Origin of the sequence: Burkholderia sp. AU33545 (assembly GCF_020419685.1) — a bacterium.
Taxonomy (GTDB): domain Bacteria; phylum Pseudomonadota; class Gammaproteobacteria; order Burkholderiales; family Burkholderiaceae; genus Burkholderia; species Burkholderia diffusa.
The window spans coordinates 321,647-342,089 of record NZ_JAIZRQ010000003.1; the positions used below are offsets into that span (position 1 = coordinate 321,647).

Genomic DNA, 20,443 nt, shown 5'->3' on the forward strand with positions numbered 1-20,443 from the left:
CGCGCGCGTCACGCCCATGAAAATGCCCCCGCACGACTTGAGGCCGCGCGGGGGCAGGGAGCGCCGGTAATGGCGCGCTCAGACAGCCCGTTCGGGTGCCGGTGCCACGACGCGGGCCGCACGCGTCGGCTTCAGGCTGGCCGACCACATCATCGCGGGGCGTTCGAACAGCCGGTAGAACACGTAGGCGACCGGAATCGCGGCGGCCATGAACGCGATCGACGGCCAGATCGACAGTTGCAGTTCGGAGTGGAACAGCACCGAGCCGAGGCAGACGAACAGCGGCAGATGGATCAGGTACAGCGAGTAGCTGAAGTCGCCGAACCAGCCGAGCACGCGCAAGAGCGGCGTCGGGCGCGGCGGGCAGGCGAGCGCGCGGTACAGGAAGCACGCGAAGCCGGCAGCCCACAGCTGGAACGCGCCGTACTGGCCGAAATGGAACGCGCCGCAGCCCGCGGCCAGCAGCGCGGCGGCCGCGAGATACCAGGCGCGCGACGGCACGGCGGCCGTGCCGCGCGCCGGCTGCGCGCGCACGTCGGCGATCCACGCGCCGACCGTCCAGGACAGCCAGTAGGACGTGAAGAACTGCAGGTCGTGCCGTTCGAGCAGCCACGCCGACGCGACGTTGACGAGCGCGACGGCCGCCACGATGGCCGGCATGCCGATCCGGCGGCGCAGCGCGAACAGCAGCGGGTAGATCGCATAGAACTGCACTTCGAGCGACAGCGTCCAGAGCGCGCCGTTCGACCCGTACGTGTAGCCGGCGACGCCCTGCAGCGAGAACAGGTTCACGAGGAACGCGGTGAGGCCGACGTCGCGGATCTTGTGGCTGACCGGCGCGATCTGCAGGCTGACCGCGTCCATCGCGAGCGTGAACAGCAGCGCGGCGAGCAGCACCGGGTAGATGCGCGCGAAGCGGCGCGCCCAGAAGTTCGGCGCGTCGAGCCGGTACGCCGGGTTGGCCGCGAGCTTGAGCGCCGCGTTGCGGTGGATGCAGTAGCCGCTGATCACGAAGAAGATCGGCACGCCGGCGGAGCCCCACGCGAACGGAAAGGTCAGGTAGCCGGCGATCACGCTCGGGCTCAGCGCATGACCGTAAGCGTGATGGAAGCTCTGCATGCCGACCCAGACGACCTGGCGGCAGTGGAAATAGGCGACGAGCAGCGCCGCGAACCCGCGCATCGCGTCGATCACGTGTTCCTTGTGGTCGGCGACGGGTGGCGCGGTCAAAGACGATCCGCTGAAAGCTTGCATGCGATTCGATTCCTTGCGACGGATGAAGGGGATGGTCCAATCGTAATGCGCAAGAATTCGATCGAATGAATAAAAAAATCTCGCCGGGAAATAATGATGTTTCAGATGGTGGTTTTATTCCGGTCTGAAAGCGGTTCCGTCGCCGCCACAATTATTTGCCGATTTTTTTCTGATAGTTTGAAGCTCCAGTTGATTGATGCAAGGAGCGGCAAGATGGACATGCATTGGATCGCGAGCGCGGCAGTACTGCTGGTCATGGCCGTGCTGTCGGCGTACCGCGAGGCGCTGAAGAACGAGCCGATTCGCCCGGGCCTCGAGCGGGGCGGCGTCCCGTATATCGAGGAATTCGAATCGTAAGAATTTGTATCCGGAAAATCGGTAATTTGTTTATGTTTCGGCGCTGGGTTCGGCAATATCGACCGGGTGCGCGGATTATCCATTTTCCGGAAACATGGGCAATAGGTCCATATCGAAAATGAGCGGAGTGGAATTGGCCGTGCCTGCGGTTCTCGATATGCCGTTCGAAAAACAATCGCGCCGGGTCGTCCAGTGACGCGGCGCAGTCAACGCAACCAGGATGCGAACATGTTGAAAGTCACCAAGGCCGTGTTCCCCGTCGCCGGTCTCGGCACGCGGTTCCTCCCGGCAACGAAGGCGAGCCCGAAGGAGATGCTGCCCGTCGTCGACAAGCCGCTGATCCAGTACGCGGTCGAGGAAGCGATCAACGCCGGTATCACCGAGATGATCTTCGTGACCGGGCGCAGCAAGCGCGCGATCGAGGATCACTTCGACAAGTCGTACGAGATCGAGGCCGAACTCGAGGCGCGCGGCAAGGAAAAGCTGCTCGAACTCGTGCGCGGCATCAAGCCGAGCAATGTGAACTGCTTCTACGTGCGCCAGCCGGAAGCGCTCGGTCTCGGCCACGCGGTGCTGTGCGCGGAAAAGCTCGTGCACGGCGAGCCGTTCGCGGTGATTCTCGCCGACGACCTGCTGCACGGCGAACAGCCGGTGCTCAAGCAGCTTGTCGACGTGTTCGACCACTATCACAGCTCGGTGATCGGGGTCGAGACGATCCCGCGCGAGGACAGCCGCTCGTACGGTGTCGTCGAAGGCCGCGAGTGGGAAGAGGACATCATCAAGCTGTCGGGCATCATCGAGAAGCCGGCGCCGGAAGACGCGCCGTCGAACCTCGGCGTGGTCGGCCGCTACGTGTTCATGCCGACGATCTTCGATCACCTGCGCAAGCTCAAGCCGGGCGCCGGCGGCGAGTTGCAGCTGACCGACGCGGTCCAGACGCTGCTCGCGAACGAACAGGTGCTCGCGTATCGCTACTACGGCACGCGTTTCGATTGCGGCAGCAAGATCGGCTACCTCAAGGCGACCGTCGAACTCGCACTCCAGCATCCGGAAGTGAGCCGCGAATTCGAGGCGTACCTGCGTACCTGTCTGCCCGCGCTGGCTGCTGTCGCATAAGCAGCCGCGCTGCTCCGTTGTTTCAGGTGGTGGTTGTTCCGTTGGCCCCGGCTGCCTCGTGCGTCGGGGCTTTTTTGCGTGTGGACGAAGCGCGGGCGTGCGGCGGCGGGTGAGCGGCGATGCTGATTTCGGGCGGATTCCAGCGGGTGCGTGCGCGACGATTCTGGTATGCCGCCAGACGGTGACGTCGGCTCGAGCGCGTTGCATGGTGCGCCGGATGCGGGACATCGCGGCGATGAAACCGGTGCCGACACGCCGGTCGCTTGCGGCCTGATGAGCGACGGTTGCTTACCGGCTGCGTCGCGTCCGAGCCGGTATCGCGCTCAGCGCGGCGACGTGCTCGGCCGCGCGACGAAGTACCGGTCCAGCATCGCGGCGATCGGCTTCTTGAAGTCGAGCAGGCGCTTTTCCAGATAGCGCCACGACAGATGGGCAAGCAGCACGGCGAGCGCGAACTGCAGCAGTTCGGGCAGCACGTCCCGGACGATTGCGGGCATCGGCACGTGCGCGAACAGCGCGGGCATCTCCCCGAAACGTGCCGGAATCAGGTTGTGGAACAGATAGAAGCCGTAGCTGATCGTGCCGAGATAGACGAGCGGTGCCCAGTCGAGCAGTGCCACGGCCGGATGGTCGGGTTCGGTGACGATCCACAGCATCAGCGCGCCGAGTGACGCGGACAGGCCGAGATCCGCGAGCCCCGTGACGACGTCCGGCAGCATCGTGAACGCGGGCAGTGCGAGGAAGAACACGACGCCGGCGGCGCCTAGCCAGCCGGGCGGAATGCGGCGGACGACGTCCTGGCCGCGATCGGCGAGCGCCATCGCACCGACGCCACCCAGCGCGATCAGCGCGAAATTCCACGGGGAAAACGCGTAGATCAGCACCGGCGACGCGTCGAGGGCGTAGAGCGCGAGATGCGCGAACGCGCAGAGCGCGACGGCCGCGACGCCGAGCACGACGTGGCGTGCGGCCGGCACCGCGAGCAGCGTGAGCGGCGCAATCAGATAGAACTGCTGCTCAACCGCGAGGCTCCAGAAGTGCGACGTGGAGCCCGGCCAGCCGTCCTTGACGGCACCGATCCAGTAATTCGACAGGAACGTGGCGTGCCACGCGAGCCCGAGATCGACGCCGCGCTGGTAGAACAGCGCGTGCGCGATCGCGAGCGCGGCGAGCAGCAGGTAGTAGACGGGAAAGATCCGCAGCGCGCGCTTCGCGAGAAACAGCGCCAGCGCATGGCGGCGCGTCATCGCGCCGCACTCGATCGCCTGACGATTGCGATGCAGTTCGCCGACGATCAGGAATCCGCTGATGAAGAAGAACGTCCACACACCGAGCTTGCCCACGTCGACAGCGAGGACGTGGCCCTTGTGGGACAGGAAAACGAGGATGACGGCGATGGCTCGCAGGCCGTCGAGTCCTTTGACGTATCTGACTTCGCGCATGAAGGCATCCGGGGCACTGAGCGAAGTCAGTATAGGTGCGCAAATATCGAACGTAATTCGCGATCGGACGCGTTTGGACGTATACGTGAAGGCGTTTTTCGATGCCAGGGTCTGTTTGCGCATGCGCGTTCCAGGCGTAAACAGACCCTGGCGTGCCGTCGAAGTCGGTCGCGCGCAACAAAACCTGCGGGAAACCCCGCGAAAACGCATAAAAGTACTCCACGAAGCGTCAAGGCGCTTGTAGAATCCGGCGTTGAAGCGCGCGCGTTGCACGCTTCGTGTATCCAACGACCACACCTGGTAGGAGAAACATGGCGACTTCCGCAAAAAAGGTGGCCAAGAAGGCTGCCGCACCGGCCACCAAGAAAGTGGCTGCCAAAAAGGCTGCGCCCGCGAAGAAAGTAGTGGCCAAGAAGGCTGTCGCGAAGGCAGCACCGGCTGCTCCGACGCCGCTGAAGGACAAGTTCACGAAGGCATCGCTCGCAACGCACATCGCTGAGCGCGCAGCTGTCGAAGTGAAGGCGGTCAAGGCAGTGCTCGTCGCACTCGAGAACGTCGTGCTGGGCTCGGTTCACAAGAAGGGCGCAGGCGAGTTCACGCTGCCGGGTCTGCTGAAGATCACGGCGCAAGTCGTGCCGGCGAAGAAGAAGCGCTTCGGCAAGGATCCGTTCACGGGCGAAGAGCGCTGGTTCCCGGCAAAGCCGGCCAGCGTGCGCGTGAAGGCACGTGCGCTGAAGAAGCTGAAGGACGCGGCTGCGTAATGCCGCGTAACGGTCGCCGAATGCGGCGGCCGTTGCGATGTCCGACGGTCCCCGTACGCGAAAGCGTGCGGGGATTTTTATTGCGCCGCGCAAATCGCGCGGCCGCGTTGACATCGCATGGCGCGGATACGGCATGACGTGATGCGCATCCGGTGTTGCGGGCCGCTTGCACGGATGGCCGGATCGTCGTGTTCGTGCCGGCGCGCGGCTGCGCATCGCCACGCGTTGCGCGTGTGTCGCGCGGGTATCGTCGAGCCGGCGTGCGTCGATCACGATCTGGCGATTCTGTTGACCAAGGTGCGGCAGCACGACGTTGCGCTGCGCGGGCCGCGCGCGGCCGCACGGTTCGACGCGGTGCCCGCAAGCGACTTCACGGTTGCGCAGTGGGATGCCGAGCCGGACTAGTGCGGCGACGAATGTAACATCGTGCTCGCGCTCGCACGCATCCGGTACAGCGCCGCAACCGGCGGGATCGCGCCGAAGGATGTCGCCGCGACGTGAGCGCCGGCGCGCCTGCCCGACACGTACCGGCCCGTCCTGTCGGCCGCGCGCACCGTCTATCTGCGCGGCGGCGGTGAGGGTGCCGACACGCTGTTGTCGGGCGAACAGGTCGCCGCATTCGTGCGTTCCGTGCGACGGATCGTCGAAGCCATGTTGTCGGCGTAGCAGCGCGCGAACGGCCGCAGCCCGCGATTGCATCGCGGCGCGAGGCAACCGCGTCGACGACCGCGATCATGCGCGTATCGCACGCGCTCCACAGGCGTGCCGATGCCCGCGCGAAGGAGGCCGCAGCGCGCGTGCTTCGTCAGCCCGCCGTGCCGGCGTAGGCGGCCTTCAGCGTGGCGACGTCGAACTTCGTCATCTGCATCATGGCCGCGGCCACGCGCGCCGCCTTGGCCTCGTCGCGGTCGGCCATCATCGGGATCAGCGCGTCGGGCACGATCTGCCATGAGACGCCGAAGCGGTCACGCAGCCAGCCGCAGCCGTCGGCCGTGCCGCCGTTGTCGAGCAACGCGCTCCAGTAGCGGTCGAGCTCCGTCTGGTCGGCGCAACTGACCATCAGCGAGATCGCGTGGTTGAACGTCTCGGTGCGCGGGTGGCTCATCGCGATGAACGGCTGGCCGAACAGCTCGAATTCGACCATCCGGGTGCCGCTGGTGCCGGCTACCGCCGTGACGCGCACGACGCGCGAGTTCGGGAAAATGCCGGCGTAGAAGGCCGCGGCTTCTTCGGCTTCCGTCGCGTACCAGAGGAACGGCGTGATCTTCTGAATCGTCATGGAGCGTCTCCTGTCGGATGTCGATGAGGGACGGCGCAATCCGCGTGCCGCCATCGATACGACGGGCGAAGGCCGTCGAAATCGACACGTCGAAGCATAGTGCTTCGCGTCACGGCATCGAAATCGGCAAGGGTGCACGGACAAGCATCCGTTGCGATGCCGGATCCCGTTGTCACGCGTCAAGAGGGATATCTGATGGTCCGCGTGGTGACGCGCGCCTGACCGGCCGTATGCAGCCATCGGACAGCGAGGGGTGTCCGGATGCCTCCGGACAGGCTTCCAGCGCGCGACAGGCGGCTCAGGAACCGCTCCCGGCCGGTTGCCGTAACCAGAGTGCCGACCGCGGCCATCGCCCGCCACGGCGCCGCCGGCAACGGACGAAAAAAAACCAGCCATGGCCGAAGCCGGTGACTGGTTTTGCAGTTCGGCGACATGGCGTCGGAGACGCCATGCACACCGGAAACGTACTTCTTAGAACTTGTGGCGAATGCCGACCGCGACCAGCTCGGCCGAGCTCTTGCCGGCGAAGCCGTACGAAGCGATCGACGCTTGCGCGCTCTGCTGCACGCCGTCGACGAGCTGCGTACCGCTCGCGTGCTGGTATGCGCCAACCAGGTAGACGTCCGTGCGCTTCGACAGCGAGTAGTCTGCGCCAACGCCGACTTGGTGGTACTTCGCCGACGTGTCGCCGCTCGCCTTCGTGTACGAGTAGCCGAGGCCCAGCAGCAGCGGCGGCGTGACCTGGTACGTCACGAACGCGCGGCCCGTGTTGTACTTTTCGGTCGAACCGAAGCCCGAGAATGCGTCCGGCTTGTACTGTGCGTTGCTGTAGCCGAGGCCGAACGTCACCGGGCCGAGAGCATACTGGCCTGCCACTTGCGCGATGGCGATCGACTTCGCCGTTGCGTAACCCGAGTTGATCGGGCCGTCGAAGATCGCGTCGGACGTCGTCGAACCCCAGCCTGCGCGGCCGACAGCCGTCGTCGGCGACGGGTTGGCTGCGTAGAAGTAGCCTGCTGCAACGCCGACCGGGCCGTTGTTGTATGCAGCTGCGACCGACCACGTCTGGCCCGAACCCGTCTTGCCTGCAACGCCGCCGAGGGCGTACATGCCTTCGACCTGGAAGCCTGCCCAGACCGGCGACGTGTACTTGATTGCGTTGCTGACGCGCAGCGAGTTGTCGTTGTTGTCGACGTCGCCCGGCGTTGCCATCACGCTGCCGAAGTAGTTGTCAGCCGTGACTGCCTGGACCAGGTCGACCAGCGGGTCGTACTGGCGGCCGAGCGTCAGCGTGCCGTATTGGTTGCTTTCGAGGCCGACGTACGCCTGACGACCGAACATGCGACCGCCCTGGTTCAGGTGGCCGGTGCCCGGATCAAAACCGTTTTCCAACTGGAAGATCGCCTTCAGGCCACCGCCGAGGTCTTCAGCGCCTTTCAGGCCCCAACGGCTGCCTTGCAGGTTGCCCGACAGCATTTGCCACGAGTTGTTGGCTTGACCGTTGTTGCCGTGAACCCATGCGATCGACGTATCGATCACGCCGTACAGCGTGACGCTCGACTGAGCGTGAGCAGCGCCGGCGGCGCCCAGCAGGGCGAGCGAGAGGGTCGAGAGTGCGAGTTTCTTCATCGTTGAGTATCTCCACGCAAATGAATCGTCATTCGTTATTTGTTGCGGATTGGAGAATAGCTCAGTGCCATACATGCAAGAAAGCTTAAAAAATAAAGTGTCTCGAAAAGGTAACAGCGGGAAAAAGTCCATATATATCAAGCACATCAAGGACTGTTCCTCTTTTTGAAATAGTTGACAATTGCTGCGCTGCGATTGTTGCAGCGGGTGATGCGCCCGGCAGGAGAAGGGCAAGTTTCGCGGGTTCGCGCACGGAAATCGAGGTATGCAAACGTTTGCCTTCGCAGCGCGCATCGCCTGCCTATGTAAAGAGCGCATCAACGTGCAGGAATGCCCGGCGGGGCCGGGTGGTTGCGCAAAGGGCGGCGGTCGCGTAGGGCGGCGACACGATGCGCGCGGTGCGCGCGAAGCAATACGTGGGGAATCAGTCGCCGCTTGCGCGATCCGTCTGTGCGGACACGGCCGCATCGCTGCCGCCGCGCCGATGCGCATCGCCGCGCGCGGCCGCGAATTCCGCGCCGAGCAGCAGCACGGCCGCGGAGAAGTACAGCCACATCAGCAGGACCGCGAACGATCCGGCCGCGCCGAATGCGCTTGCCGTGCCCGCACGCGCGAGATACAGCGCGAACAGCTTCTTGCCGCCCGAGAACAGGATCGCGGACACGATCCCGCCGGTCATCGCGTCGCGCCATGCGACGCGCGCATCGGGCAGGAACTTCATCAGCGCGGCGAACGCGCCCGCGAGCACCGCGATGCCGACGAAGAACTGCAGCAGGTTGGTGATCGCGACGTACGGCGAATCGCCGAGCAGCCACGTGCCGATGAACGTGATCGCGGTGTCGAGCACCAGCGACACGATCAGCAGGAACGCGACGCCGAGCACGAGCCCGAACGAAACCAGCCGCACGCGCACGAGCCCGAGCATGCTCGACCAGCGGCTTTCCGTGCTCGGCCAGATCACGCTCAGCGCGGTGTTCAGCGACGCGAACGTCGCCGACGCGCCGATCGCGAGCGCGGCGAACGAGATCAGCGTCGCGATTCCGCCGCGCTCGCCCGCGCGATGGGCGTTCTGCACGATCGTCTGGATGCTGGCCGCCGCGTCGTCGCCGATCAGCTGATGCGCCTGCTCGAATACCTGGCCGCGTGCGGCGTCGTCGCCGTAGAACCAGCCGGCCACGGCGATCACCATCACGAGCGTCGGCGCGAGCGAAAACGCGGAGAAGAACGCGATGCTCGCGGCCATCGCCGAGCAGCGGTCGGACGAGAAGCGCTTGAACGCGTTGAGTGCCCAGTTGGCCTGTTGTTGTGCGAGACGGGTGGCTTCGGACGTAATCTGTCGTTTCATGACGGTTCGGTTGGGCGTTTGACGCAAGGACATCGGCGGGATCAGACACATCGGTATTGATCCGAGGATTCGATCATAGTTGCCTGAACTGTCTATAATTCCTTTCAGTTTCACCTCACCCCACAAAAACGCCGAGACCATCATGCTACAAATGTCCAGGCGCCAGTTCCTGAAGGTGACGGCCACGTCGCTTGCCGGATCGAGTCTTGCCCTGATGGGCTTTTCTCCGACGGAAGCGCTCGCCGAGGTCCGACAGTACAAGCTGGCGCGCACAGTCGAAACGCGCAACACCTGCCCGTATTGCTCGGTGGGTTGCGGCATCCTGATGTACAGCCTCGGTGACGGCGCGAAGAATGCACAGCCGAGCATCATCCATATCGAAGGCGATCCCGACCATCCCGTCAATCGCGGCACGCTGTGCCCGAAGGGCGCGAGCCTGATCGACTTCATCCACAGCCCGAGCCGCCTGACGCATCCCGAATACCGGGCGCCCGGCTCGGACAAGTGGGAACCGATCTCGTGGAACGACGCGCTCGACCGGATCGCGAAGCTGATGAAGGCGGACCGCGACGCGAACTTCGTCGAGACGACCGAAGACGGCGCGAAGGTCAACCGCTGGCTGACGACCGGCATGCTGGCCGCGTCGGCGGGCAGCAACGAGGTCGGCTACCTGACCCACAAGACCATCCGCAGTCTGGGGATGCTCGCATTCGACAATCAGGCGCGTGTCTGACATGGCCCGACGGTGGCAGGTCTTGCCCCGACGTTTGGCCGTGGAGCGATGACGAACCATTGGGTCGACATCAAGAACGCGGACGTGATTCTAGTGATGGGCGGCAATGCAGCCGAGGCCCATCCGTGCGGTTTCAAGTGGGTAACGGAGGCGAAGGCGCACCGCAAGGCGCGGCTGATCGTCGTCGACCCGCGCTTCACGCGTACGGCCTCGGTGGCCGACTACTACGCGCCGATCCGCACCGGCACCGACATCGTCTTCCTGGGCGGTGTGATCAACTATCTGCTGACGAACGACAAGATCCAGCATGAGTACGTGAAGAACTACACGGACTTCTCGTTCATCGTGCGCGAGGATTTCGCGTTCAACGACGGCATCTATTCCGGCTACGACGCGGAGAAACACGCGTACCCGGACAAATCGACCTGGGACTACGAACGCGGCGATGACGGCTTCGTGAAGGTCGACCCGACGCTGCAGCATCCGCGCTGCGTGTACAACCTGTTGAAGCAGCACTACGCGCGCTATACGCCGGACATGGTCCAGCAGACGTGCGGCACGCCGAAGGAGAAATTCCTGAAGGTGTGCGAAATGCTCGCGACGACGGCCGTTCCCGGCCGCGCCGGCACGGTGCTGTACGCGCTCGGCTGGACCCACCATTCGATCGGCGCGCAGATCATCCGCACCGGCGCGATGGTGCAGCTGCTGCTCGGCAACATCGGCATCGCCGGCGGCGGCATGAACGCGCTGCGCGGCCACTCGAACATCCAGGGGTTGACCGACCTCGGGCTGATGTCGAACCTGCTGCCGGGCTACATGACGCTGCCGATGCAGGCCGAGCAGGATTTCGACGGCTACATCAAGAAGCGCGTGCAAATGCCGCTGCGGCCGAACCAGCTCAGCTACTGGAAGAACTACAAGGCTTTCCACGTCAGCTTCATGAAGTCGTGGTGGGGCGATGCGGCGACTGCCGAGAACAACTGGGCCTACGACTACCTGCCGAAGCTGGACAAGCAGTACGACCTGCTGCAGGCGATCGAGCTGATGAATGCCGGCAAGATGAACGGCTACATCTGCCAGGGCTTCAACCCGCTCGCGGCGGCGCCGTCGAAGGTGAAGACGGCAGCAGGCCTCGCGAAGCTGAAATGGCTCGTGATCATGGATCCGCTCGCGACCGAGACCTCCGAGTTCTGGAAGCATCACGGCGACTACAACGACGTCGATGCGTCGAAGATCCAGACCGAGGTGTTCCGTCTGCCGACCACGTGCTTCGCGGAGGAAAACGGCTCGCTCGTCAGTTCGAGCCGCGTGCTGCAATGGCACTGGAAGGGCGCGGAGCCGCCGGGCGAGGCGAGGAGCGACCTCGAGATCATGGCGGGGCTGTTCCTGCGCATGCGCAAGATGTACCAGACGGACGGCGGCAAGTATCCGGACCCGATCGTCAACCTGACCTGGCCGTATGCGAACCCGGAAAGCCCGACGCCCGAGGAGCTCGCGATGGAGTTCAACGGGAAGGCGCTCGCCGATCTGCCCGACCCGAAGGATCCGACCAAGACGCTCGTGAAGAAGGGCGAGCAGCTCGCCGCGTTCGCGCAGCTGAAGGACGACGGCACGACCGCGAGCGGCTGCTGGATCTTCTGCGGTGCCTGGACGCAGGCCGGCAACCAGATGGGGCGGCGCGACAACTCGGACCCGACCGGCATCGGCCAGACGCTGAACTGGGCGTGGGCGTGGCCGGCCAACCGGCGGATCCTGTACAACCGCGCGTCGTGCGACGTCGCCGGCAAGCCGTTCGACCCGACCCGCAAGCTGATCGGCTGGAACGGCAGTGCGTGGAAGGGTGCCGACGTGCCGGACTTCAAGGCGGACGAGCCGCCCGAAAACGGGATGGGTCCGTTCATCATGAATCCGGAAGGCGTCGCGCGCTTCTTCGCCCGCGCGGGGATGAACGAAGGTCCTTTCCCCGAGCACTACGAGCCGTTCGAGACGCCGCTCGCGGCGAATCCGCTGCACCCTGACAACCCGCAGGCGCTGAACAACCCGGCTGCCCGCGTGTTCCCGGACGACCGCGCGTCGTTCGGCAAGGTGTCGGAGTTCCCGCACGTCGCGACGACTTACCGGCTGACCGAGCATTTCCACTACTGGACCAAGCATGCGCGGCTGAATGCGATCATCCAGCCCGAGCAATTCGTCGAGATCGGCGAAGATCTCGCGAAGGAAGTCGGCGTCGCGCACGGCGATCGCGTGAAGGTGTCGTCCAAGCGCGGCTACATCGTCGCGGTCGCGCTCGTCACGAAGCGGATCAAGCCGCTGACGATCGAGGGCAAGAAGGTCCAGACGGTCGGCATCCCGTTGCACTGGGGCTTCAAGGGGCTGACGAAGCCTGGCTATCTCGCCAATACCCTGACTCCGTCCGTAGGCGACGGCAACTCGTACACACCGGAATTCAAGTCGTTCCTGGTGAAGGTCGAAAAGGCGTAAGGGGGACGAGATGGCATTGCAATCGCTGGATATCAAGCGCGTCTCGGCCACCACGACGCCACCGCCCACGGTGCGCGAACCGGTGACCGGGAGCGTCGCGAAGCTGATCGACGTATCGAAGTGCATCGGCTGCAAGGCATGCCAGACGGCATGCATGGAGTGGAACGACCTGCGCGACGAGGTCGGCACCAACGTCGGCGTGTACGACAACCCGGCCGACCTGTCCGAGCACTCGTGGACGGTGATGCGGTTCTCCGAATACGAGAACCCGGCAGGCGACCTCGAGTGGCTGATCCGCAAGGACGGCTGCATGCATTGCGAGGATCCGGGCTGCCTGAAGGCGTGTCCGTCGCCGGGCGCGATCGTGCAGTACAACAACGGGATCGTCGATTTCCACGAGGAGAACTGCATCGGTTGCGGCTATTGCGTGACCGGCTGCCCGTTCAACGTCCCGCGGATCTCGAAGAAGGATCATCGCGCGTACAAGTGCACGCTCTGTTCCGACCGTGTCGCGGTCGGCCAGGAACCGGCCTGCGTGAAGACCTGCCCGACGGGCGCGATCGTGTTCGGCACCAAGGAGGACATGAAGCAGCACGCGGCCGAACGGATCGAGGACCTGAAGGAGCGCGGCTTCGAGCATGCGGGGCTGTATGACCCGCAGGGCGTCGGCGGCACGCACGTGATGTACGTGCTGCACCACGCGGACAAGCCGTCGCTGTACCACGGGCTGCCCGACAATCCGTCGATCAGCCCGATGGTGAAGCTGTGGAAGGGCATCGCGAAGCCGCTCGCGGTCGCCGGTCTCGCGCTCACCGCGCTGGCCGGGTTCTTCCACTACACCCGGGTCGGTCCGAACGAGGTCAGCGAGGACGAGGAAGCCGCCGCCCGCGACGAGGCGCGACGCATCAAGGAGGACGGAAAATGAAGCACGACGACCCCAACCTGATCGTCCGCTACTCGGCGAACGAGCGCACGAACCACTGGATCACCGCGATCACGTTCGTGCTGCTCGCGCTGTCCGGGCTCGCGCTGTTCCATCCGTCGATGTTCTGGCTCACCGCACTGTTCGGCGGCGGCCAGTGGACGCGGATCCTGCATCCGTTCGTCGGCCTCGTGATGTTCGTGTCGTTCGCGATCCTGGTGGTGCGCTTCTGGCACCACAATGCGCTCGACGCGGACGACCGGCAGTGGCTGAAGCAGATCGGCGACGTGCTGACCAACCAGGAAGACAAGCTGCCGCCTGTCGGGCGCTATAACGCCGGGCAGAAGCTGCTATTCTTTACGTTGGTGGCGTGCCTGCTGCTGCTGCTGTTGTCGGGAGTGGTGATCTGGCGGCGCTACTTCTCGTTCTACTTCCCGATCGGGGTGATCCGCGCGGCCGCTGTCGTGCATGCCGTGGCGGCCTTCGTGCTGATCGCGAGCATCATCGTGCACATTTACGCGGCGTTGTGGGTGAAGGGCTCGATCGGCGCGATGGTGCGCGGCACCGTCACGCTGGGCTGGGCTCGCAAGCATCACCCGAAGTGGTTCCGTGAAAGCGTGAAATAACGCACCGGAGCGGGGCGGCTCGCCGATCGCGGCGGGCCGGCCCGTCAGCCGTCGGAACCGCCCGAAGCGCCGACCTGTCGGCGCTTGTTTATTTGGAAGACATTTTTGTGACACAACGCATTCTCGAACCGACCGAGATCTCGGCACTCGATCATTCGGCCATCCCGCGCTTTCGCCTGCCGGAGCGCGCCACCGCGTTCTCGGCCCGCGCCGCGCGGCTGCGCAAGCTGGCCGACCTGAACCCGATCAGCGGCTACCTGCGGCTGATGGCCACCGTCGCCGATGCGCAGCACGCGACGCTGCAGACGCTGGAGCTGCCGCTGCCGTCGAAGGAAGCGATCGCACGTGCTCAGCAGCATTCGATGCCGCTCGTGCCGGCGCTCGGCAGCGAGCGCGACCCGCGCTGGCGCGCCGTGCTGTACGAACTGCTCGACCGGGTAGAAGGCGCCGGGCTGGTCAACCCGCAGCTCGCGAAGCTGCTCGACCGGCTGCGCCTGATGGCGCCCGCCGAACTCGACGCGCAGGCCGACGCGGTCCTCGCGCTGCGCTTCGCCGAAGTCGATCCGGCCACCGCGCCGTTCCTGATGGCGGCGCTACAGGTCGTCTGGACGGATCTCGCCAGCCGCGTTTCGCCGGCCGACGTTCCGTACCTCGACCAGCCGGGGCTGTGCCCCGTGTGCGGCACGCATCCGGTCGCGAGCGTCGTGCGGGTCGGCGGCCAGTACCAGGGCTACCGCTTCCTGCAATGCGGGCTGTGCACGACCGAATGGCACATGGTGCGCACGAAGTGCTCGCATTGCGACTCGACGAAGGGCATCGCGTATCACGGGATCGAGGGTGGCAGCGAAGCCGTCAAGGCCGAATCGTGCGACGAGTGCAAGACCTATCGCAAGATCGGCTATCAGGACAAGGACTACGAGTTCGAGCCGCTGGCGGACGATCTCGCGAGTCTCACGCTCGACCTGTTGATGAACGAGGCCGGCTACCAGCGCAGTTCGCCGAACCCGCTGCTGTGGCCGGACGTCTCGCGGGAAGCGGATTGACGGCAGTCGCCGGGGCGGTGCGCGAGCGCCGGCGCCGGCCGACTGCGAAGCATGAGACTGGAGCCACCACGACGTGACCGAACCGGGTTTGAATGAACTGAATGCCGTGCTGGCGCGCGTGCCGTCGGTCGAGCGTGTGCTGTCGTCGGCGCCGCTGCAACCGCTGCTCGCCGACTATGGCCGCACGCGCGTGCTGAACGCAGTGCGCGCCGAGCTCGAACGCTGGCGTACCGCCGCGCAGCACGATCCGGCGGCCGCCGAACCGCTCGACGAGCCGCGCATCGCCGCAGCCGTCGCGCGCACGCTGGCCGCGCAGAGCACGGGCGCGATGCGTACCGTGTTCAACCTGACCGGCACCGTGCTGCACACGAACCTCGGGCGCGCGCTGTTGCCCGACGACGCGGTGCGCGCGGTGGTCGACGTGCTCACTCGGCCGGTCAACCTCGAATTCGATCTGGCCACGGGTCGTCGCGGCGATCGCGACGACCTGATCGACGATCTGCTGTGCGAACTGACGGGCGCGGAAGCCGCGACCGTCGTCAACAACAACGCGGCGGCCGTGCTGCTGGCGCTGTCCGCGCTCGCGACGAAGCGGGAAGTCGTCGTGTCGCGCGGCGAGCTGGTCGAGATCGGCGGCGCATTCCGCATCCCCGACATCATGAGCCGCGCGGGCGCAAGGCTGCGCGAGGTCGGCACCACCAACCGCACCCATCTGCGCGACTACGCGGACGCGATCGGCCCGCGCACCGCGCTTCTGATGAAGGTGCACTGCAGCAACTACGCGATCAGCGGCTTCACGAAGGAAGTGACGCTGGCCGAACTCGCGCCGCTCGCGCGCGAGCACGGGCTGCCCGTCGCCGTCGATCTCGGCAGCGGCACGCTCGCCGATCTGTCGCAATGGGGCCTGCCGCACGAGACGACAGTGCAGGAGACGGTCGCGGCCGGCGCGAACCTCGTCACGTTCAGCGGCGACAAGCTGCTCGGCGGGCCGCAGGCCGGCCTGATCGTCGGCGATCGTGCGCTCGTCGCGAAGATCAAGAAACATCCGCTCAAGCGCGCGCTGCGCGTCGGCAAGCTGACGCTCGCCGCGCTTGAACCCGTGCTGCGGCTCTACCGGGCGCCGGAGTTCCTGCGCGAGCGGCTCACCACGTTGCGCCTGCTGACGCGGCCGCAGCGCGATATCGCCGAGGCCGCCGAACGTGTGCGCCCGGCGTTGCAGGCCGCGCTCGACAGCGGTTTCGACGTGACGGTCGAGCCGATGTTCAGCCAGATCGGCAGCGGTGCGCTGCCGGTCGATCAGTTGCCGAGCGCCGGGCTCGTCGTGCGCACGTCGGACGGCAAGCGCGGCGGCCGGGCGCTCGCGCAACTCGAAAAGAAACTGCGCGAATGGCCGCGTCCGGTGATCGGCCGCATCGCCGACAATGCGCTGCGGCTCGACCTGCGCTGCCTCGAAGCGGCAGATGAAGCGGCATTCGTCGCGCAATGCGTGCAGGTCGCGGGGCCGGCTGCATGATCGTCGGAACCGCAGGGCACATCGACCACGGCAAGACGACGCTGGTGCGCGCGCTGACGGGCGTCGATACCGATCGCTTGAAGGAAGAGAAGGCGCGCGGCATCTCGATCGAACTCGGTTATGCGTATACGCCGCTCGAGAATGGCGACGTGCTCGGCCTGATCGACGTGCCGGGCCACGAGAAGCTGATTCATACGATGGCGGCCGGCGCGTGCGGCATCGACTTCGCGTTGCTCGTGATCGCCGCCGACGACGGCGTGATGCCGCAGACCCGCGAGCATCTCGCGATCCTGCAACTGCTCGGCATCACGCATGGCGCGGTCGCGCTGACGAAGTGCGATCGCGTCGACGCCGCACGCCTGTCGGCGGTGCGCGACGAGATTGCCGCGTGGCTGCACGGCACGACGCTCGACGGCGCGCCGATCTTCGAAACCTGCGCGACGCGCGCGGACGATCCGGGTGTCGCCGCATTGAAGCGTCATCTCGCCGATGCGGCGCTCGCGTGGCGTGCACGCCGCGACGACGGCCTGTTCCGGCTCGCGGTCGATCGCGTGTTCACGCTCGCCGGGCTGGGCACCGTCGTGACGGGTACCGCGTTCGCGGGCCGCGTGGCGACCGGCGACACGCTCGCGATCGTGCGCACCGGCGCCGCCGCGCGCGTGCGCAGCATCCATGCGCAGAACCGGCCGGTCGACACGGGCCGCGCGGGCGAGCGCTGCGCGCTGAACCTGGCCGGCATCGACAAGGCGGACGTCGAGCGTGGCGATACCGTCGCGGACGCGCGGCTCGTCGCGACGTCGCCGCGTCTCGACGTCGACCTGAAGTTGCTGGCCGATGCGGGGCTCACGCTGACGCACTGGGCGCCGCTGCACGTGCATCTCGGCACGCTGCATCGCGTCGCGCACATCGCGCTGCTCGACGGCGATACGCTCGCGGCCGGCCAGCAGATGCGCGTGCAACTGGTGTTCGACGAACCCGTGTTCGCGCTGCCGGGCGATCGCTTCATCGTCCGCAATCCGCAGGCGACGCGCACCGTCGGCGGCGGCCGCGTGCTCGACCCGTTCGGTCCCGCGCGCAAACGCCGCACGCCCGCGCGTCGCGCATGGCTCGACGCATTGGCGGCATGGCTCGACGAAGGGCGGCTCGATGCACTGCTTGCGCAGGCGCCGCTCGGTATCGCACGCACGATGCTCACGCACCTGACGGGCTTCGCGCCCGGCGCGCTCGCGTTGCCGGACGACGCCCTGGCGATCGGCCAGCGCGAGCGCGCGTCGAACGACGGCGCGGTGATCGCGCGCGCACACTGGCATACGCTGCAGGCGCGGGCGATCGACACGCTGCGCGCGTATCACGAGCGCATGCCGGACGAGCAGGGGCTCGATGCGGCGCGCCTGCGGCGAATGGCGGCGCCGCTCGTCGGCGATGCGCTGTGGCGTGCGCTGGTCGATGCGCTGGTGGATGGCGGGGAGGTTGCGCGAAGCGGGCCGTGGCTGCATCTGCCGTCGCATTCGGTGAGTTTCGATGCGCGCGAGGAAGCGCTGGCGCGGCAACTGCTGCCGCTGATTCGTGCGGGGCGCTTCGATCCGCCGTGGGTCCGCGATCTGGCGCGCGACACGGGCGCGGCCGAGGATGCCGTGCGCACGCTGCTGCGCAAGCTCGCGCGACGCGGCGACGTGCACCAGGTCGTGCGCGACCTGTTCTATCACGCGGATATCGTGCGCGAGCTGGCCGGGCTGGTGGCGCTTCTCGCCCCGACGCGCGGTGGCGGGCTCGATGCGGCGACGTTTCGCGACGCGACCGGGCTCGGTCGCAAGCGCGCGATCCAGATTCTCGAATTCTTCGATCGGGTTGGGTATACTCGCTTCCACCGCGATCTTCACTTCCTGCGGCCTGACAGCGGTTGGGTGGGTATACAGGCGTAGGCGCTCGTCGTTCTTTTGTTTTTCCCACGGAAGGCATTCGTATCCGGTGGTACGGCCGGACTTCAAATCCGGTTGGGGGTGTCAGACACTCCCGGGTAGGTTCGACTCCTGCTGCCTTCCGCCACATTGGCCTTCCGGCCTGTTCCGATCTCTTCCGGTGACGTCCTCTGCATCGCTGATTTCAAAGCGTTTTGCGGGTGGCGGCGTGCTCGCGGCTACCGTTGACGTCCCGCACGATTTCCTCACGAAGTGCGGGTAGCGATGTGGGTTGGTGGGTAGGGAGGGCGACATGGCTGGACGACGGTTGCATCGACTCAGCGCGCTGCGGGTCGGGGAGGCGGTGGCCTCTATATGCAGATCGCGTGTTGATTTTCACCGAGTCCTCATCCACGGTATGTCAATTCGGCATGCTTATCAAAGCGGGTGGATCATCATGATCGATCCCGACTGGAACCGGCTCGAGGTTGCGCGCCGGTTCGGCGCAACCGACTGCATCGACGCTCGCGCGGGCGACACGGCCGGCGAGATCATGACCTTGACCTTGACCGACGGGATCGGCGTCGACTGCGCGATCGAGGCGGTCGGCATCGCCTGGCGTGAACGGGGGACGCTGCGAGTCGTCGACGGCGCAGTCGGGCAATCCGGGCGGCACCGCGTTTTTTCTACGGACAGCCGGAACGGTGTCAGCGCTTGATAAAAGTCAACGCTGCGGATTCCGAAGCTTCGAAGATGAACGTGTGGCTACGCCTGCCGCGTTCGATGGTTTCGTGCGGCAGGCGGCGCGGGCGGGGGCAGAACCCGGTCTGCCGTCTTGCAGGCCGCCGCCGCGGCATCCGGCGCGCAGTGCCGGGCAGCGCGGCCGTGCGGTTCCCGCGCGTGGCCGGCTGTCCGGTGCCGATGATTTCCGCGGCCCGGGCTACCCATGAGGATGCCTTAAACGTCGTAGTCGTCATCCCTTTCCAGGAGAGCGGCATGTTTCCCACCGATTTTCGCCAGTGTTTTGCCAACGTTGCGATCTTCGCGTCGCAAGCCGGGCTCATCGCAACGGTGCACGCCATGCTGGCCCACGACGGCTGGGCGCTCTATGTCGGCATGCTGTCCTGTTGTTCCGGCGTCGGGGGATTGATCGCGATGCGGCGGCCGGCGATCCCGCGAGTCGTGCGGGTCCGGCGCGATCGCCTGTAGCCGGATGCCTGATGGCGCCCGGGATGAAACCGCCCCGGCTTTCGTGCGGGTCCAGCCGTGCGTGTTGCCGAAGGTCCGGTTGTCCGACCCGCGCACCGATCGGGCCTGCGGCAGTTGCCGGCGCAGATCGCCGATGCCGGCACTGTCTCCAGCTGAACGCGCCGGCAGCGGGTTCCCGACGCGCCGCCGCCCGGCTGGATGCTCGGCAACGATTTCTCGAGACCGGCGCGGGTTGGCGGACAGCGTGCGGCGATGTCCGTCGCTTGACTCATATCAACGATGCAAACCCAGCGCCACGGAAGATGGATGCACGAAATCGGGCATTGCGAACGCACCACACTGAAGATGAAGAACCGGCTCTCGCCGTCAATCGGTGCGATCAACAGGAGCGGAACATGGGAATCGGGATGCAGATCGCTTACTTCGGCTTCGCCGGGTCGGCTCGGCTGGAGGCGGAAGCGAGCATCCAGCTGATGCGCCTCGAGCCGTTCTGTACGCAACTGGCCGGCTGCCATCTCGCGATCGAGGCCATGGGCATGTCGGCCCGCGAGCCGACGTATGACGTACGACTCGATCTGATCACCCGCAACGGGGAATTCCGTCCCATTCCGCATATGACGGGCGCGGATCCCTTGGACGCGCTGCAGCGGGCGTTCGATCTTGCGGAGTGGCAGCTCGCCGGGACCGCCGCCGCCGAAACCCACGAGAACCCGCGCTGACACGTTCCGCGCATCGGACGCGATTCGCCGTGGCACGACGCTTCGGTCCGCCGCGGTTCGCCTGGCGTGAGTCGATCCGCCAGGGCGACGGGGGCGGCGCAGCCGGCGCCGCCTGT

17 protein-coding genes, 1 tRNA gene and 2 pseudogenes are annotated in these 20,443 nt (G+C 66.0%); 15 read left to right on the forward strand and 5 right to left on the reverse strand.

The features are described from left to right. Positions 1 to 78: 78 nt before the first annotated feature. Positions 79 to 1,254, reverse strand: a complete 1,176-nt coding sequence (locus tag LGM71_RS11525; protein ID WP_226114889.1) for an acyltransferase family protein — start codon at positions 1,252 to 1,254, stop codon at positions 79 to 81. Positions 1,255 to 1,467: 213 nt separating this feature from the next. On the opposite strand from LGM71_RS11525, the gene LGM71_RS11530 reads away from it, so the two are divergent. Both LGM71_RS11530 and galU read left to right on the forward strand, forming a co-directional pair. After that, entirely contained in the window at positions 1,468 to 1,611 is a 144-nt protein-coding gene (locus tag LGM71_RS11530) for a hypothetical protein (RefSeq protein WP_006479318.1), read from the forward strand. Between the two features lie 228 nt (positions 1,612 to 1,839). Beyond that, positions 1,840 to 2,727, forward strand: coding sequence for a UTP--glucose-1-phosphate uridylyltransferase GalU (gene galU, locus LGM71_RS11535; protein WP_047901323.1), 888 nt, complete (start codon positions 1,840 to 1,842; stop codon positions 2,725 to 2,727). A 323-nt stretch (positions 2,728 to 3,050) separates the two neighbouring features. On the opposite strand, the gene LGM71_RS11540 is transcribed toward galU, so the two are convergent. Further along, entirely contained in the window at positions 3,051 to 4,169 is a 1,119-nt protein-coding gene (locus tag LGM71_RS11540) for an acyltransferase family protein (protein WP_226114890.1), read from the reverse strand. A 311-nt stretch (positions 4,170 to 4,480) separates the two neighbouring features. On the opposite strand from LGM71_RS11540, the gene LGM71_RS11545 reads away from it, so the two are divergent. From LGM71_RS11545 to LGM71_RS33395, 3 genes and pseudogenes are all read left to right on the forward strand, one after another. Continuing rightward, positions 4,481 to 4,930 carry an HU family DNA-binding protein gene (locus tag LGM71_RS11545; protein ID WP_011548077.1) on the forward strand — a complete coding sequence of 150 codons (450 nt, stop codon included), beginning with the start codon at positions 4,481 to 4,483 and terminating at the stop codon, positions 4,928 to 4,930. Positions 4,931 to 5,104: 174 nt separating this feature from the next. Beyond that, positions 5,105 to 5,335, forward strand: a complete 231-nt coding sequence (locus LGM71_RS33390) for a hypothetical protein (RefSeq protein WP_413226867.1) — start codon at positions 5,105 to 5,107, stop codon at positions 5,333 to 5,335. A 15-nt stretch (positions 5,336 to 5,350) separates the two neighbouring features. After that, positions 5,351 to 5,431 (forward strand): annotated as a pseudogene (locus LGM71_RS33395) (aminoglycoside adenylyltransferase domain-containing protein); the annotation flags it as partial. Positions 5,432 to 5,735: 304 nt separating this feature from the next. Here LGM71_RS33395 and LGM71_RS11555 read toward each other — a convergent pair. From LGM71_RS11555 to LGM71_RS11565, 3 genes are all read right to left on the reverse strand, one after another. After that, entirely contained in the window at positions 5,736 to 6,209 is a 474-nt protein-coding gene (locus LGM71_RS11555) for a VOC family protein (RefSeq protein ID WP_059599529.1), read from the reverse strand. 471 nt (positions 6,210 to 6,680) lie between these two features. Then, positions 6,681 to 7,838, reverse strand: a complete 1,158-nt coding sequence (locus tag LGM71_RS11560) for a porin (RefSeq protein WP_124628460.1) — start codon at positions 7,836 to 7,838, stop codon at positions 6,681 to 6,683. Between the two features lie 424 nt (positions 7,839 to 8,262). After that, positions 8,263 to 9,183, reverse strand: coding sequence for a YihY/virulence factor BrkB family protein (locus LGM71_RS11565; RefSeq protein WP_226114891.1), 921 nt, complete (start codon positions 9,181 to 9,183; stop codon positions 8,263 to 8,265). A gap of 142 nt (positions 9,184 to 9,325) precedes the next feature. Between LGM71_RS11565 and fdnG the strand changes: the two genes are divergently transcribed. From fdnG to LGM71_RS11615, 10 genes and pseudogenes are all read left to right on the forward strand, one after another. After that, positions 9,326 to 12,397: a formate dehydrogenase-N subunit alpha gene (gene fdnG / locus LGM71_RS11570; protein WP_226114892.1), complete on the forward strand. Its 3,072-nt coding sequence runs from the start codon at positions 9,326 to 9,328 to the stop codon at positions 12,395 to 12,397. Between the two features lie 10 nt (positions 12,398 to 12,407). Continuing rightward, positions 12,408 to 13,322 carry a formate dehydrogenase subunit beta gene (fdxH, locus tag LGM71_RS11575; RefSeq protein WP_059679246.1) on the forward strand — a complete coding sequence of 305 codons (915 nt, stop codon included), beginning with the start codon at positions 12,408 to 12,410 and terminating at the stop codon, positions 13,320 to 13,322. Further along, positions 13,319 to 13,945 (forward strand): formate dehydrogenase subunit gamma, encoded by a 627-nt coding sequence (locus LGM71_RS11580; protein ID WP_039370262.1) that lies wholly within the window; start codon positions 13,319 to 13,321, stop codon positions 13,943 to 13,945. Before fdxH ends, LGM71_RS11580 begins: the two co-directional genes overlap by 4 nt. A 107-nt stretch (positions 13,946 to 14,052) precedes the next feature. Next, positions 14,053 to 14,988, forward strand: a complete 936-nt coding sequence (gene fdhE / locus LGM71_RS11585) for a formate dehydrogenase accessory protein FdhE (RefSeq protein ID WP_226114893.1) — start codon at positions 14,053 to 14,055, stop codon at positions 14,986 to 14,988. A gap of 73 nt (positions 14,989 to 15,061) precedes the next feature. After that, positions 15,062 to 16,501, forward strand: coding sequence for an L-seryl-tRNA(Sec) selenium transferase (gene selA / locus LGM71_RS11590; protein WP_226114894.1), 1,440 nt, complete (start codon positions 15,062 to 15,064; stop codon positions 16,499 to 16,501). Then, positions 16,498 to 18,423, forward strand: a complete 1,926-nt coding sequence (selB, locus tag LGM71_RS11595) for a selenocysteine-specific translation elongation factor (RefSeq protein ID WP_226114895.1) — start codon at positions 16,498 to 16,500, stop codon at positions 18,421 to 18,423. Before selA ends, selB begins: the two co-directional genes overlap by 4 nt. Before the next feature lie 28 nt (positions 18,424 to 18,451). Then, positions 18,452 to 18,547 (forward strand) — tRNA-Sec (locus LGM71_RS11600). Between the two features lie 288 nt (positions 18,548 to 18,835). After that, a pseudogene (locus LGM71_RS11605) lies at positions 18,836 to 19,057 on the forward strand (alcohol dehydrogenase); the annotation flags it as partial. 56 nt (positions 19,058 to 19,113) lie between these two features. Next, complete coding sequence (locus LGM71_RS11610; RefSeq protein WP_151050448.1) at positions 19,114 to 19,608, forward strand: DUF2964 family protein; 495 nt, start codon at positions 19,114 to 19,116, stop codon at positions 19,606 to 19,608. Positions 19,609 to 20,015: 407 nt separating this feature from the next. Next, the gene (locus LGM71_RS11615) at positions 20,016 to 20,327 is read left to right on the forward strand and encodes a hypothetical protein (protein ID WP_226115141.1); all 312 of its coding nucleotides are present in this window, start codon (positions 20,016 to 20,018) and stop codon (positions 20,325 to 20,327) included. Positions 20,328 to 20,443: the final 116 nt, after the last annotated feature.